The organism is Pseudomonas sp. LTGT-11-2Z (assembly GCF_003691445.1).
In the GTDB taxonomy this organism is placed as follows: Bacteria; Pseudomonadota; Gammaproteobacteria; order Pseudomonadales; family Pseudomonadaceae; genus Aquipseudomonas; species Aquipseudomonas monteilii.
The window spans coordinates 3,437,269-3,452,305 of sequence record NZ_CP033104.1 but is presented as its reverse complement, the minus strand read 5'-3'; the positions used below and the strand labels follow the sequence as shown (position 1 = coordinate 3,452,305).

The window sequence follows — 15,037 nt, the reverse complement described above, 5'->3', positions numbered from 1 at the left end:
TCCAAAACCTGGAAGGGTGCTATCACCCCTCCATATCCGGCTGGGGCGTGGTGTTTGATCGCAGGAGCTTGAGTCTTGAACACTCTTTGGAGCCCTACCGCTACATCGACCTGCAGAAAGAACCCTGACCTTGCTTCGCAAATAGATTTGGACGAATCCGATCATGGCGTGCTGTTGACGGCAGAAAGCGGGCGCATTGAGAGCGCCAACCCTACGTTTTGTCGGTGGATCGGTTACACATTCGAAGAACTCCACGGTATGCGAATTCAGCAACTGTTGAGTGTGGAGGCCAGGACCTTTCATCAGATGTACTGGCAACCCTTGATGGCGCTCCAGGGTGCGGTGGCGAATGTCAAGTTCGATCTCGTGCACCATGCGGGCTTCATACTGCCGATGATGTCGAGTGCCATTACCTGCACGCATTCAAAGGCCATCGTTCATGAGCTGACCTTGTTCAACACCGAGGAGCAAAGGTACACACGTGAGCTGCTCACTGCCCGGCTGCTGGCCGAGCGGTGCCTGGCGAAAAATTTGAAGGCACAGCGTGCACTGCTTTCCCGAAGCCGTGTTTATATCGTTCAGACTCCTGCGGACAAGCAGGCCATGCTCTCCAAACAGATGCTTGGTATCGTGAGTCATGACCTACGTACACCACTTTTAGCAATAAGCATGGCGGCAGAGCTTCTGGGGCGCCACCCGCACTCTACTGAAACGCTCAAGTTGCTCGGGCATATCAGCCATTCTGTGGCGCGAGCTCAGCGACTGGTGGCTGACGTTCTGGATTTCACGCTTATCCAGTCTGGGCGAGGTGTTCCCATTCACCCTACAGTCTCGGATCTACCGAGCGCCGTGGAAGGATGCCTGGAAGAATTACGTTTGGCATTTCCCCGTCATCAATTAACATACAATCACGTTGGCCAGCGTCTCGCCCTGTTCGATAAGGACCGCCTTTTCCAAGTCATTGGAAACCTTGTCGCCAACGCCATTGCGTATGGCGACCCACAGTCACCGGTGACTGTGAAATCTTGTAACCAAGATAAGATCGTCGTCATCACCGTCCACAATATGGGCGCTCCAATTCCCGCTGAACTTTTAGAGCGTTTATTCGAACCTCTGGTACGTGGGCAGAAACAGCCTGTTGAAATGCGTCATGCAGGGCTTGGGTTATTCATAGTCAGCCAAATAGCAAAGGCCCACGCGGGACGCGTATCAGTCATTTCGACACAACAGGATGGCACCACTTTCAGTGTGACATTTTCTCAAATCTATGCAGGCACGAACCCAGATCACCCTCTATGAAACACCTTTGCTTGCGCTTTGGACTTTCTGAAGGCGCAAGCGTGACCGACCAGCTAGGCCTATCGACGCTCAGCTACCTTCTCGAAGGCCAGATGATTCACCGCGACTCGGCGTGGTGGGCTCGATCTCACATGCCCAGAACCTCGTCCTAGCCTGTGCTACAGATGCCCAGTACTACGCAGGTGTTGGCGTAGATGCCGAGCCGATAGCCTTGTATCCGGAGTTATGGGGGATGGCCGAGCAGATCATGACGAGCCACGAACGGGCATGCCTGGAGGGCGTGTTAATCACAATTTGCATGGCTATTTGCAATTAACGAGCGTAATGATGCGGCTCACCCCATACTGGGGCTGGAGAAAAACCCTTGAATACCGAACCGACCAATCAAGAAGTCGCTGCAGCAGTTGGAATTGGCGAGGCTCAAGTTGAGCGGTACCGAAGGGAAACGGTTCGACTTAACGAGGGCGCCTGGCTTGTTCACTTTTCCTATGAAATGCCCAGGGAGCTTCGTTATGGCTTTACCGGCAGCTTCACAGCGCTGATAACGGATACAAGTCAGCGCTAAGACGCTAACCCTCGTGGCTAGATTCTTTACCCAGCGTGTGGCGCACGCTTTCTTCATCCTGAATGAGGACGATGAGTGAAATCTCTCTATCGAGCAGCTGACGCGCACCCAATCAAGACTCAGGAGCGCTGGAGGAGAGACATCCTGCGCGCTCTGGAGCTTGAGGTAGAGGCCGCGCTGGTGGAAGCGCAGCACATTCTCGACCATGAAGGCCATTTGGTCGCAAATGCCGATTGACTGCGACTGAACCAATGAGCCAATGTGCGTCCATCCTGTCATTCCTGCGCATATTGAGGCGTGATAAACAGAACCCGGCCAACGAGCCGGTTTTTTTGCCCGAAGAGGGTCTCAAGAGTCCCAACGCTGCGCCAGTCTCATTAAGTGTCCCGGTGGTCTGGTATTTCACCCTATGCCAGACTTAGGGCGCATACTCGATTTAGCTCAGATTTTCTGAGTTATTGAGAGGTACTTATGTCTAGTGACACAACCAAGCCAGATGGATCTCCGGGACTTGAATCGGAAGTTGAATCAGGTACAGAAAAGCGTGAGGGGTTGGACAAAGCTAGCCCAGAGGATAGGGACGATTATATCGATCCCGACGCTACGCCTGAACAAGATCCTGGGCCCCCTGAACGTCAAAAAGCTTCAAATAAGGAAAAGTTCAGTAATCAGCAGGCTGGTTGGACTTATCCTGGGCGTCGTTGGTAGGGGCGCCCAACCAAATACGGCTCTTCCGCCACATACGCGCCTTGAAGCTGATGATCCTCTGGGCTACACCCCAGATGATGACGAGCCAGGCCTTGATAAAGGTCCGGAGAGTGACCGGAGGCAGATGCGTACACATGATGGATCACTCGCTGAGTAATTCATTTATTTGAGCTCGGATAACCGGGCTCATCAGAGGTTTATATGACAGATAAAACATCGCACCAGGGTGAAAGAAATTCTGGCGAACATACACCTCCCCAAGGCCCAAGGACGGAGGGAAGTAAGGGTGCCAACACCGAGCGGGCTTCAAAGGCAGAGCTCTATAGTCGGCACGACAAGGTTGCTGAGAAAGATGTCAAAAATGATCCGCGAAAGTCGTGAGGTAGAACATTTGAGCTGGTTGAAGCGCTCAATGAATTGGCGAGGCGCTAATAAATCACTAGCGAGTCGCCTTCATACCCCCAGTCAAGCTGGAGATGAGTGGGTTCTGACGGATGGCCATGGACAAATAATCTTTCTGACTCCATGTATTTAAAAGATTTATGGCGCTTAGTGGAGCTCAGTCACAGACTATCCGGATCCCCGAAGAACATTTGGATCCTCGACCGCAACCACCGCTCCGCCGGATCATTATCCTGCGCTCCACGCCAGGCCATGTGCAGTTCGAAACTGCGCACGGGTATCGGCAAGTCCTCGGCACGCAACCCCCCCGCCGCAGTCAGTGCATCGGCCGTGTAGTCCGGCACCGTCGCCACGATATCCGTGCCCGCCAGCAAGCTCCCCAGCCCGTTGAACTGCGGCACCGCCAGCACCACATGGCGCTTGCGACCAATTTCTTCCAACGCTTCGTCGATAAACCCGGAAAGGTCACCGGCAAACGACACCAGTGCATGCGGTCGGGCACAGAAGTCGTCCAGGGTGATGCTGCCGGGCACGCTGTCGGCCCGCAGCAGTTTCGGCATGCTGCGGCGCAGTACTTTGCGCTTGGCGTTGGCCGGCAGTTCGCTGGTGTAGCTGACGCCCACCGAAATCTCGCCCGAAGCCAGCAACGTAGGCATCAGCAGGTAATTGACCCGCCGCACCACCAGCACGATACCAGGCGCTTCCGCGCGAATGCGCTTGAGCAACTGTGGCAGCAGGGCGAACTCGGCGTCGTCTGACAGGCCGATGCGGAAGACGGCATTGCTGGTGGCGGGGTCGAACTCGGCTGCGCGGCTGACCGCCGTGGAAATGGAGTCCAGCGCCGGCGACAGCAGGGCGAAGATCTCGTGGGCCCGCGCTGAGGGCTCCATGCTGCGGCCGGTGCGCACGAACAGCGGGTCGTCGAACAGGTTGCGCAGCCGCGACAAGGCCGCACTGATGGCCGGTTGGCCGAGGAACAGTTTTTCTGCGGCACGGGTCACGCTGCGCTCGTGCATCAGCGTTTCGAACACGATCAGCAGGTTGAGGTCTACGCGACGCAGGTCGTTTCGATTCATCGGTGCGCTTCGCCTATAGTGGGGCAGGGGTGAATCTTAAGGCCAAAGGCTGTTACCCTGCACGGGTTTAGGGGGACCAATTGCAGGGAAAGTGAGGTGCCCAATCGATGACAAGCATGTCGACTATTAATGACCGCTGATGGTCTAACCGGTAAAGCCCGGATAGAGTCAGTGGTAATTAGAGGTTCACAAAGGCGAGGTATGCGATGTCCCGCATGATCCGTTTCCACAAGTTCGGCGCTGCCGATGTGCTCCGTTGCGAGGAGCAGGCCGAACCGTCACCCGCTGCCGACGAGGTTCAAATCCGCGTCCAGGCGGTTGGCGTCAGCTGGTATGACGTGCTTTGGCGCCAGAACCTGGCGCCGTCCCAGGCACGGCTGCCTGCGGGGATCGGCCACGAAATGGCCGGGGTGGTGACGGCGGTCGGTGAAGGGGTAGAAGACATTGTCGTCGGTGATCGGGTTGCCAGTTTCCCGGCTACCAGTGCCAACGACCACCCGGTGTATGGCGATGTCATCGTGCTCCCGCGTTCAGCCATTACCCGCTACCCGGATGTACTCACCCCGATCGAGGCCAGCGTGCATTATACGCCGCTGTTGATCGCCTATTTTGCCTACGTCGACCTGGCGCGGGCCAAGGCCGGGCAGACTGCGCTGGTCACCGACGCCAGCCATTGCGCCGGCCCCGCCTTCGTGCAGCTGGGCAAGGCGTTGGGGCTGAAAGTGTTTGCGGCCACCAAGGAAGCGGAACAGCGTGAGTACCTGCTGAGCCTGGGCGCCGACAAAGTGATTGTCACCGAAGAGCAGGACTTGCTGCTGCAGGTTGGCAAGTATACCGAAGGCCGCGGCGTGGACATGGTTCTCGATGGCATGGGCGGCCCGCAGATGTCGCTGCTGGGCGATGTGCTGGCACCGCGTGGCAGCCTGGTGCTGTATGGCCTGCAAGGCGGCAATCAAACGCCGTTCCCGGCGTGCGCAGCTTTCCAGAAGAACATCCAGTTCTATGTGCATTGCATCGGCAACTTCACCGGCAAGCCAGAGCTTGGCATCAGCCAGGACCAGGTGGCATTGCAGCGCGCCTTGCGCGACATCAACCAGTTTACCGCCGACCAGTTGCTGACACCGCAGATCATCAAGGTGTACCCGTTCGAGCAGGTGGTAGAGGCGCATCGCTACATGGACCAATGCCCGTGCGGCGGGCGGGTGGTGCTGGACATGGCACAACACTGACGGTTGCATGCGTTACTGAAAAACCCGGGTGAGCCCCGGGTTTTTTTGTGTCTGCGGGGTGGGTGTGAAACTTTAAAAATAGGAACGTTCCTACAGTTGAATGTGACAAGTACTACATCTAAGCGGGGTGGTTTTTAGTTGTCGGAAATATTCCGCCAAATAATCTGGCTTGAACGCATTCACCATGCGCTTCAATGTGCGCTCGTACTTCTGGTGAATGGTTTTTTTACCGCGATCTGTATCTTCAAATCGCTCTGCATCCCTCGATAATGGCCCGGTAGTAGTTTGCGCAAGGAGCGTGAAATGAGCATGGCTACGCCGAGGCCAGGGCAATGTGTGTTAGCGATAGGTCATCGTGGCGGAGGGCTTTTTTCGATGGCTTGGCCAGAGTGAAGGGTTACGTCATTACTTCCATTTGATTGTAGGCAATTTCTTCTGGGTAAGTTTGGCGCAGGTTCAAGCTCAATGCAGTGGGCTCGGCATGTGTCGGCTGAATGAAGTGGGTGAGGTGATTTCGTGACAGCTATTCACGACCAGGCAATGCATTACGTCTACGAACAAGTGCTTGAACGCTTGCTGAACCACATGTCACAGGCGCAGCGTGCTTCTTTGCAACTATTGATACAACGGCTGCTGGTTGCGGCGGGCGGGCTCGAGTATATCGGTACCTTCCGTTTGCAGGTGTTGCAGGGCAGCGATCGCCACAGTGCCAGGCTGTTGGCGATGCTGCGTGCCGCACAATTGAGTATTGCCCTGCGTGCGCCGGTAACCTTCCAGCTGCGGGTGCTGGTGGTCAGCTTGCCGGTTGCGGACAGCGCCAGGCTGGACGCGCACGAGCTTAGCTTCAGCGCATTGTTCATGCAGGATGACCCCCGGGTGCAGTTGCAGATGATCGAGGGTGGCGCAGTGGTGCCGTTTCGCCGCCAGCCCTCGGCCAGGCCCGAGCGTTGGGCACTGGCGAAAGACGCTTTGTTGATGTTCGGCCACTTGGTCGACGCCAGGCCTGAAGCCTTGCTGGGTAGCCGTCTGCACCTGGAGCTGGCGGGGGCTATAGGTTTTGCGCTGCAGTCACAGGCACCAGCCGATGCATTGGTCACCGCCATACCCGGTGCCCAGCGGCGCCGATACCTGGCATGGGCCCGGCGTAACCTGCGCCTGTCCGGCGAGCACGGCCCGTATGCGATGCACCAGTGCCTGGCGGTGCTGGCCCAAGGTCTGGGCCGGTTGCATGGGGTTGTCGGGGGCGCCCCCAATCGCCAGCCGGCATTGGGCGGCGCATCGGAAAGGGAGATGGTGCGGCTGATTGCCCTTGATGACCTGCTACCGTACGTGGTCGAAGCACAGCCGCTTGATAGCATGCTGGGTTGTAGTATCGAGAACGCCCCGGGTGCCTGGCCACTGTCGGCATTCGTCGATCCGCAAGCCACGGCACAGTTGCACGAACTGCGTGCACGCAGCCTGGACCCCCAGTCCAGCCGCCCCGCGCTGCGTCTGGCCGGGCAGTCGGGCGGTAGCAAGCAACACGAAATACACCAGCCGCAACTCGGCAAAACCTACGGCCTCAATCAGACGCAGCTGGTGTGCTTGCTATTCAGCCCTTTTGCCCGGCAAGGGAAGAACCTCGAACGTTTCCTGCAGTGCCGGCATGCCGATATGTTGGTGGCGTTGCCGTACCTACACAGGGCGTTGCAGGGCAAACCCTGCCCTGATGCGGTGAAAGCCTGGCTGGTGAACACCAGTGGCCTGCCGCTGGTGCAGTTGCGGGCGATTTATAGTGGGCAACTACCGCTGACCGCCTGGCGCCTGCTGAACAACCTCGCCCGCCGCGACGTGCATTTGAGGTTGATGCCTCGGCAGGCGTTGGGGCTGCGGCGCGGCTTTGCGGGGTTGTCCTGATGGGGCGAGTGGCCCCCGGCGAGTTCGCGTATCGCCAGGTATATCGCTACCTGGAAGCCATGATCGATCAGGCGGCAAGCGGTGGCCCATGCCGCTTGCCGTCACTGCGCACACTGTCCCGACGGCTGCGGGTGTCGTTGGCAACGGTGCAGAGCGCCTACAGCCTGCTGGAAGAGGAGGGCCGCGTACGCTGCTTGCCGAGGTCTGGTTATTACGTACAACACGCTTGCAAAGTGCAAGCCGTGACCACGCCCAGTCTGCCACCCCCCGTGCAACCGCTGCTGGAGCGTGCCCTGTTTGGCCACGAACGGCGTTTCGCCCGCCAGCGTGACCGCAGCGTGGAGCCCTGGGGGGCGCTTGGCAGCACCCGCCTGCGCAGTGCATTGGCAGAACGCTATACCCGTTCTTCCAGCCAGTACTGGTGTCGCGATGACGTGCAACTGGCACCTGATGTGCCTGCGTTGCTAGAGACGCTGATGGCGGCGCTGGCCTTGCAGGGCGGTACCGTGCTGGTGCATTCGCCCTGTTGCCGGCAAGTGCTGCTCGCCCTGACGCGTGCAGGCATACGTGTGCTGGAGGTGCCACCGGATGCCCGTGGTAATCCTGACCTGCATACCTTGGCCACGCTGCTGAGGAGCGAGCCTGTAAAGATGCTGGTCATGCCATCGTGCCTGGGCATGCCGCAAGGGCGGCTGGTTTCACCGTATTATCAGCAACAGCTTGGTCTGTTACTAGGCCAGCACCCTGTTTGGTTGTTGGAAAACGATCTGGACAGTGAGCTCTGTTACAACGGGCCACCCAAAAAGCGCCTGCGCGACTGGGTCGACCCGCGCTGGCTGCTGGTGATGGGCGCGTTCGAGTCCACGGTCGGTGCCGAAGCACCGTATGCCTATTTGTTGAGCAAAGACACCGTGCTGACCAAGGCGTTTGCCGAACGCGCGTTTCGGCTTGCGCCACTGCGTCTGCAGGCGCTTGCGCACATGCTCGACAAGGGAGAAATGGACGTACAACTGGCACACCTGCGCACAGACCTGCAAAGGCGCACTCACGGCCTCGCGCATGTGCTTGCGCTGCAATTTGGCCAACAGGTGAGGTTTGAGATGCCGCAAGGTGGGCACATGCTGTGGGTTTGCTTTCGCCAGCCGCTGGTATGGGAGCGTGTCGCCGTAGCCTTGGCAGGTTCAGCGTTGCATGCAGTGCCGGGCGAGCAGTTCTGCCTGCAGGGGCGTTACCCGCAATACCTGGCGTTGATGTGGCCGGGCGGGCTGCCCGACGACCTGCGCCAAGCGGTGGAGCGTTTGGCGCGGGCGCTGGAGCAAGGCTGCCGGCGCCGTGCCCGCCTCTCACATTGAGATCGAAGTGCCTGCAAGTGCAGCACAAGGCTGCGCTTGCAGGCGGTGCAAGCGTGCGTATTGCTCAGTATTGCTCCTGCCCCTGGCGCAGGCGGGTGCTGACCAGTGCCGCCACTACCAGCAACGCAGCAATGATCCACAAACCATTGCGGGTGCTGCCGGTGGTCTGCTCGATGAGCCCCATTACCGAAGGCCCGACGAAGCCGCCAAACAGGCCACAGGTGGTAACGAAGGCCAGGCCGGCCGCCAGCGCATTGCCGCTCAGGCGGCTGGAGGGGAAGACGAAGATGATCGATTGCACCACGAACAGCATCAGCGCCGTCAGGGAGAACCCCGATCAGGCCAACGAACGAGTTGGCCAGCGAGGCCAGCAGCAGCCCGGCCGCCATGGTCAGCAGGCCGGAGAACAGCAAGGTGCGGCAGCGGCGTGGTGAGGTGGCCAGCCGTGGGAAGGTGGCGGCACCGATGGCGGCGGCAACCCATGGCACCGCGGTCAGCAGGCCGACCTGGAAAGGCGATAGCGCAGCGTATGTGCCGATGATGCCCGGCAAGAAGAAAATCACCGTGTAGATGGTGATCTGGTGCACGAAGTACACCACGATCGCCAGCCAGATCTGCCGGTCGCGGAACATCTGCCCCAACTTGCTTTGCTGTGGCGCGGCAGCCCGCTCCGCAGCCAGGCGGCGTTCGATAGCCTTGGCATCGGCGGCCGACAGCCAGGGCGCCGATGCGGGGCCGTCCGGCAACTTCTTCCACACCACCAAGGCCAAGGCCACGGCAGGCAGGCCCTCGAGCACGAACAGCCATTGCCAGCCGTGCCAGCCGAGTACGCCGTCCATTTCCAGCAGGGCACCGCCCAGTGGCCCGCTGAGGATATTTGCCAGGCACACGCCCAGCAGGAAATACCCCGTAGCACGGGCGCGCTGTTCGCGGTCGAACCAATAGGTCAGGTACAACATGACTCCGGGGAACAGGCCCGCTTCGGCTACGCCCAGCAACAGGCGCATGATGTAGAACGAGGTTTCACCCTGGACGAAGGCCATGCCCGCCGAAAGCAAACCCCACGTAATCATGATGCGGGTGATCCAGAAGCGCGCGCCCACCCGATGCATGATCAGGTTGCTGGGCACTTCGGCCAGCGCATAGGTGAGAAAGAACAGGCCGGCACCCAGGCCGTACGCCGCTGCCGACAAGCCCAGGTCGATGCCCATGCTGGCTTTCGCCAAGGCGATGTTGGTGCGGTCAAGAAAGCTCATCACATAGACGACGATGAGCAGCGGCATCAATTTGCGTAACAGCAGGCCGTTCAGGCGCTGCTCTGTGGTGGCGGCAGGGGCCGAAGCCGCTGCACGGGTGAGGGTTGTCATTGTTTTTTTCCCCGTGAAATGTGCTGGTGGCGTGCCGCGTGACCGCGACACGCCAAGGTCTGTGGGTCAGGAGCGGTTGATGTCGAGCCACACGGCGCCGTTGGGGTACTGGTAGCGCTCCAGGGTTTCAGCGTGCATTTCGATGCTGTAGCCCGGGCGTTGTGGCGGCATGTAGCGCCCGCGGCGGATCACCACCGGGTCGATGAAGTGCTCGTGCAGGTGGTCGACGTACTCCAGCACGCGGTTGTGCAGCGAGGCAGACACTGCGATGTAGTCGAACAGGGCGATGTTCTGCACATATTCGCACAGCCCGACGCCACCCCCGTGCGGGCACACCGGTACGTCGTACTTGGCCGCCATCAGCAGCACGATCAGCACCTCGTTCAGGCCGCCCAGGCGGGCAGCGTCCAGCTGGCAGAAGTCCAGCGCACCGGCCTGGAACATTTGCTTGAACATGACACGGTTGTGGCAATGTTCACCGGTGGCCACGCCAATCGGCGCGATGCGTTGGCGAATGGTGGCGTGGCCGAGAATGTCGTCCGGGCTGGTCGGTTCTTCGATCCACAACGGTTCGAAGGCGGCCAGGCGGCGCATGTTGGCGATCGACTCCTCGACCCCCCACACCTGGTTGGCATCCATCATCAGGGTGCGCTCCCAGCCGATTTCGTCGCGCAGGATAGTGGCACGGCGAATGTCTTCTTCCAGGTCGGCGCCGATCTTCTGCTTGATATGGGTCCAGCCATCTTCCACGGCCTCGCGGGCCAGTTTGCGCATTTTTTCTTCGCTGTAGCCCAACCAGCCTGGCGCGGTGGTGTAGCCGGGGTAGCCTTCACGCAGCATCTGTGTCTCGCGCTGGGCTTTGCCTGGCGCCTGGCGTCGCAGCAGGGCAATGGCTTCTTCGGGGGTGAGCACGTCGGTGACATAGCTGAAGTCCAGGCAGCGCACCAGTTGCTCCGGCGTCATGTCGGCCAGCAGTTTCCATACGGGCTTGCCTTCGTGCTTGGCCCACAGGTCCCACACGGCGTTGATGATGGCGGCCGTGGCCAGGTGGATCACGCCCTTTTCCGGGCCCAGCCAGCGCAGCTGGCTGTCGCTGACGGTAAAGCGGTGCCAGAAATCACCCATGTCGGCGGTGATTTCATCGAGGGTGAGGCCGACGATCAAGGGCGCCAGTGACTGCACCGCGGCCGCGCATATCTCGTTGCCGCGGCCGATGGTGAACGTGAGGCCGTGGCCTTCGAGGGCCTCGGCGTCGGTGTGCAGCACCACATAGGCCGCAGAATAGTCGGGGGCGCTGTTCATGGCGTCTGAGCCATCCAGCGACAGTGAAGTGGGGAAACGGATGTCACGGACGCTGAGGTGGGTAATACGAATGCTCATGGTCGGCTCTTGTTCTGCTCAAGCACTGGGAGCGCTGACTGTAGGTTGTCGAGCGATACAGGCATAATCGCCAAATCTTAACCAGCGATACCGGATTCGATATGTCTCGCTTGCCGCCCGATAACGCCCAGGCGCCTGCCAGCCTTGGCGCACTGAAAATCTCCAGCCGGCAGATCACGCTGCTCAATGCCTTGGGCGAATTTGGCAACCTGCGCCGCGCTGCGGCAGCGATGCACACCACGCAACCGGCGGCCAGCCTGTTGCTGCAGCAACTGGAGGAGCGTCTTGGCGTACGGTTGTTCGAGCGTTTGCCAAGGGGCATGCAAGCAACGCTGTACGGCGAGGTGATGATCCGCTACGCACAGAACGCGTTGCATGAGTTCGAGCATGCCCAGGCGCAAATCGCCGAGCTGGCGCGCGGGGCCTTGGGCCTGGTGCGCGTGGGCAGCGTCATGGGGCCGGTGCCGGGCGTGCTGACCAAGGCGATACTGGCTTACAAGCACGACCACCCCAAGGTACGCATCGCCCTGGAAGTCGGTACCAGCGATACCTTGCTGCCCGCCTTGCTGCGCGGTGACTTCGACATGGTGGTGGGGCGCCTGCCGGACCAGAGCGACAGCCAGGCGCTGAACATCGAGCTGTTCGAAGGGGGTGAGCAGATGCGCGTGATTGCCCGCGCAGGCCACCCCTTGGCCCGCGCCACCGGGTTGCAGCTGGCAGACCTGGTGAGCCTGACCTGGATCCTGCACCCCATCGGCAGCCCGATGCGCCGCCGCGTCGAAAGCGCGCTGCAGGCCGGCGGCATGGTGCAGTCGCTGGACATCGTCGAAACCGCCTCGATCCTGGCAACCACGGCCATGCTCGAAGCCTCTGAAATGATTGCAGTGGTGCCCAATGACGTAGCCGAGCACTATGCCCGCTATGGGATGGTCGCCATCCTGCCGGTGGAACTGCCGCTGGCCATGGCCAACCTCGGTGTACTCACCTTGCGTTCACGGCCCCACTCGGTTGCCCTCGATACTTTGCTGCGCTACTTGCGGGCGCAATGACCTTCACCCAGCATGAGGCCCTGCGTCTATGCCGCCGGACATGACCCATTCCAGCTTTTGCAACTGGATTCGCTACAAGCACCTGGTGCTGATCGACACCCTGGCGCGCACGCGCAACATGCATGCAACCGCCACCCGCATGAACCTTAGCCAGCCGGCCCTGAGCAAGATGCTGCGCGACCTTGAGGAGCAGTTCGGCTTCGCCCTGTTCGAGCGCTTGCCGCGCAGCATGCCACCTACCGAACTGGGCGAGTACGTGGTGCGTTACGCTCAGGGTGCGCTGGCCGAGTCGCAGCAGTTCGTCGACCAGGTCAACCGCCTGCGCAACGGCGGGCACGGCTTTATTCGTGTTGGCGGTATCTTTGCCGCGACTGCATTGGTTCTGCCGCAGGCCATCGCCGCCATCAAGGCGCGCAGCCCGTTACTGTCGATTGAAGTGGTGGAGCACTCCAGCGATCACCTGCTGGCCATGCTTGAGCAGAACAAGCTGGACATCATGATCGGCCGCTTTACTGAGGAACGCTTCAGCCAGCTGTTCGACTTCCAGCCCTTGGAGCCCGAACCTTTCAGCCTGGTAGTGAACAGCGAGCACCCGCTCAACCAGCTCGACAGCACACCCCTTGAAGCGCTAGGCGACTGGCCGTGGGTGCTGTACCCGGTGGGCACGCCGATCCGCAACCGCCTGGAGCAGGCGTTCCGGGTGGCCGGTATCGCCACGCCTGCCGACAGTGTCGAGACCATCTCCATGCCGATGTTCCTGCAGCTGCTGCAATCGGCACCGATGATTGCCATGTTGCCGCGCTCGATGGTTGCCGCACAGCTGGCCAGCGGGCAATTCAAGGAGCTGCGCAGCCCCTTGCATGTACCTGCGTTGGAGTATGGTGTGGTCACCCGTAAGGAGGAACCGCTGAGCGCTTCGGCTCGGGCGTTTGTCGAGATCCTGCTGGAGGGCGCGCAGCGTCGCAGGGCCGTGTAGAGATAGCCCCGGGGGGCGTGTAGCGCAGCCCTCATGGTCGCACAGGTGATTGATAATCAGGTGCTGAAATCCTCTTGCGATAACTTCAGGTTATCGCTTGATCGGATCATCTCATTGGGAATGCCACGCAAGGCTTCTTAAAGTGGCCACAGCCATAACAAGAAGTCAGCCGCACCGCCCTGAGAGGTCCCATGCAACTGATTGCCAAATCCGGTGACCCTGCCGTCATCCGCCTGAACCCGCTGGACAATGTACTGATCGCCCGTCAGCCGCTGCCGCAAGGCCTGCGCCTGGAGGCCGAGGCGATTACCGTGCGCCAGCCTATCCCCTCGGGCCACAAGCTCGCCACGGTTCGTGTGGAGCAGGGCCAGCCGCTGCGCCGGTACGGCCAGATCATCGGTTTTGCATCGCAGGCCATCGATGCTGGCGACCATGTGCATGTGCACAACGTCCAGATGGGTGACTTTGCCCGCGACTATGCCTTCGGTGTCGATACCCGCAGCCAGCCGGGCAGCGCAGCGCAGTTCCAAGGCATCGTGCGCGCCGATGGCCGGGTCGCCACTCGCAACTACATCGGTATTCTCACGTCGGTGAACTGCTCGGCCACGGTAGCCCGGGCGGTGGCCGACCATTTCCGCCGCGACATCCACCCCGAAGCGCTTGCCGACTACCCGAACATCGACGGTGTAGTGGCCCTGACCCACGGTGCCGGCTGCGCTGTGGACCCCAGCGGCGAAGCCCTTGGCCTGCTGCGCCGAACCCTAGCCGGGTACGCCGTGCATCCCAACTTCGCTGCCGTGCTGATCATCGGCCTGGGCTGCGAAACCAACCAGATCGAAAGCCTGCTGGAAACCCAGGGCCTGCAGGCCAGCGCACAGTTGCGTGCGTTCACGATCCAGGGCATCGGTGGCACCTCGAAAACCATCGCGGCAGGCATCGAGCAGGTTCGTAGCCTGCTGGCCGAGGCCAACCAGGTGAGGCGTCAACCGGTCAGCGCACAGCATCTGGTAGTCGGCCTGCAATGCGGCGGATCCGATGGCTACTCGGGGATTACCGCCAACCCCGCATTGGGCAATGCGGTTGACCGCTTGGTGGCCGCCGGTGGTACCGCGATCCTTTCCGAAACCCCGGAAATCTACGGCGCCGAGCACTTGCTGACGCGCCGCGCGGTCAGCCGTGAGGTGGGTGAGAAACTGGTGGCGCGCATTCGCTGGTGGGAAGACTACTGCCAGCGCATGAACGCCGAACTGAACAACAACCCTTCGGCCGGTAACAAGGCAGGCGGGCTGACCACCATCCTCGAGAAATCCCTCGGCGCGGTGGCCAAAGCGGGTTCCAGCAACCTGGTCGACGTGTATCAGTATGCCGAAGCCGTGCGCGCACAAGGCCTGGTGTTCATGGACACCCCCGGCTACGACCCGGTCTCGGCCACCGGCCAGGTGGCCGGCGGGGCCAACCTGATCGCCTTCACCACCGGTCGAGGCTCGGCTTACGGCTGTGCCCCCGCGCCGTCGATCAAGTTGGCTACCAACAACCGGGTGTTCGAGCACCAGCAAGAAGACATGGACGTCAATTGCGGTGGCATTGCCGATGGCTCCACCAGCATCGAGGAGCGGGGTGCGTACATCTTCGATCAGATGCTGCGCATCGCCTCCGGGGCGCGCAGCAAGAGCGAACAGCACGGTTATGGGCAGAACGAATTCGTGCCCTGGCAGATTGGCGCCGTGACCTGATCGTC

The 15,037-nt window shown here is 60.6% G+C and carries 11 protein-coding genes and 1 pseudogene; 9 read left to right on the top strand and 3 right to left on the bottom strand.

What is annotated here, in order from left to right:
• Positions 1–75: 75 nt before the first annotated feature.
• The 3 genes from D8767_RS16070 to D8767_RS28770 all read left to right on the top strand — a co-directional run bounded on the left by D8767_RS16070 (position 76) and on the right by D8767_RS28770 (position 2,101).
• Positions 76–1,299: a PAS domain-containing sensor histidine kinase gene (locus tag D8767_RS16070; protein ID WP_016714173.1), complete on the top strand. Its 1,224-nt coding sequence runs from the start codon at positions 76–78 to the stop codon at positions 1,297–1,299.
• A gap of 364 nt (positions 1,300–1,663) precedes the next feature.
• On the top strand, positions 1,664–1,864 hold the full coding sequence (locus D8767_RS16065) for a hypothetical protein (protein ID WP_100213984.1): 201 nt from the start codon (positions 1,664–1,666) through the stop codon (positions 1,862–1,864).
• Between the two features lie 75 nt (positions 1,865–1,939).
• The gene (locus tag D8767_RS28770; RefSeq protein ID WP_155738407.1) at positions 1,940–2,101 is read left to right on the top strand and encodes a hypothetical protein; all 162 of its coding nucleotides are present in this window, start codon (positions 1,940–1,942) and stop codon (positions 2,099–2,101) included.
• Positions 2,102–3,135: 1,034 nt separating this feature from the next.
• Here the strand turns inward: D8767_RS28770 and D8767_RS16055 are convergent.
• Positions 3,136–4,050, bottom strand: coding sequence for a LysR family transcriptional regulator (locus tag D8767_RS16055; RefSeq protein WP_003253946.1), 915 nt, complete (start codon positions 4,048–4,050; stop codon positions 3,136–3,138).
• A gap of 206 nt (positions 4,051–4,256) precedes the next feature.
• Between D8767_RS16055 and D8767_RS16050 the strand changes: the two genes are divergently transcribed.
• The 3 genes from D8767_RS16050 to D8767_RS16035 all read left to right on the top strand — a co-directional run bounded on the left by D8767_RS16050 (position 4,257) and on the right by D8767_RS16035 (position 8,527).
• The gene (locus tag D8767_RS16050) at positions 4,257–5,279 is read left to right on the top strand and encodes a zinc-dependent alcohol dehydrogenase family protein (protein WP_016714170.1); all 1,023 of its coding nucleotides are present in this window, start codon (positions 4,257–4,259) and stop codon (positions 5,277–5,279) included.
• Between the two features lie 516 nt (positions 5,280–5,795).
• Complete coding sequence (locus D8767_RS16040; protein WP_016714169.1) at positions 5,796–7,175, top strand: hypothetical protein; 1,380 nt, start codon at positions 5,796–5,798, stop codon at positions 7,173–7,175.
• The gene (locus D8767_RS16035) at positions 7,175–8,527 is read left to right on the top strand and encodes a GntR family transcriptional regulator (protein WP_028698755.1); all 1,353 of its coding nucleotides are present in this window, start codon (positions 7,175–7,177) and stop codon (positions 8,525–8,527) included. Before D8767_RS16040 ends, D8767_RS16035 begins: the two co-directional genes overlap by 1 nt.
• A 64-nt stretch (positions 8,528–8,591) precedes the next feature.
• Here D8767_RS16035 and D8767_RS16030 read toward each other — a convergent pair.
• Positions 8,592–9,894 (bottom strand): annotated as a pseudogene (locus D8767_RS16030) (MFS transporter).
• 66 nt (positions 9,895–9,960) lie between these two features.
• A complete protein-coding gene (locus D8767_RS16025) occupies positions 9,961–11,274 on the bottom strand; it encodes an L-fuconate dehydratase (protein ID WP_016714166.1) in 1,314 nt (437 codons plus the stop codon).
• Between the two features lie 101 nt (positions 11,275–11,375).
• Here D8767_RS16025 and D8767_RS16020 point away from each other — a divergent pair, with 101 nt between their 5' ends.
• The 3 genes from D8767_RS16020 to D8767_RS16010 all read left to right on the top strand — a co-directional run bounded on the left by D8767_RS16020 (position 11,376) and on the right by D8767_RS16010 (position 15,032).
• Positions 11,376–12,323, top strand: a complete 948-nt coding sequence (locus tag D8767_RS16020) for a LysR family transcriptional regulator (RefSeq protein ID WP_016714165.1) — start codon at positions 11,376–11,378, stop codon at positions 12,321–12,323.
• A 28-nt stretch (positions 12,324–12,351) separates the two neighbouring features.
• A complete protein-coding gene (locus D8767_RS16015; RefSeq protein WP_016714164.1) occupies positions 12,352–13,299 on the top strand; it encodes a LysR family transcriptional regulator in 948 nt (315 codons plus the stop codon).
• A gap of 191 nt (positions 13,300–13,490) precedes the next feature.
• On the top strand, positions 13,491–15,032 hold the full coding sequence (locus tag D8767_RS16010) for a UxaA family hydrolase (RefSeq protein ID WP_016714163.1): 1,542 nt from the start codon (positions 13,491–13,493) through the stop codon (positions 15,030–15,032).
• Positions 15,033–15,037 lie beyond the last annotated feature (5 nt).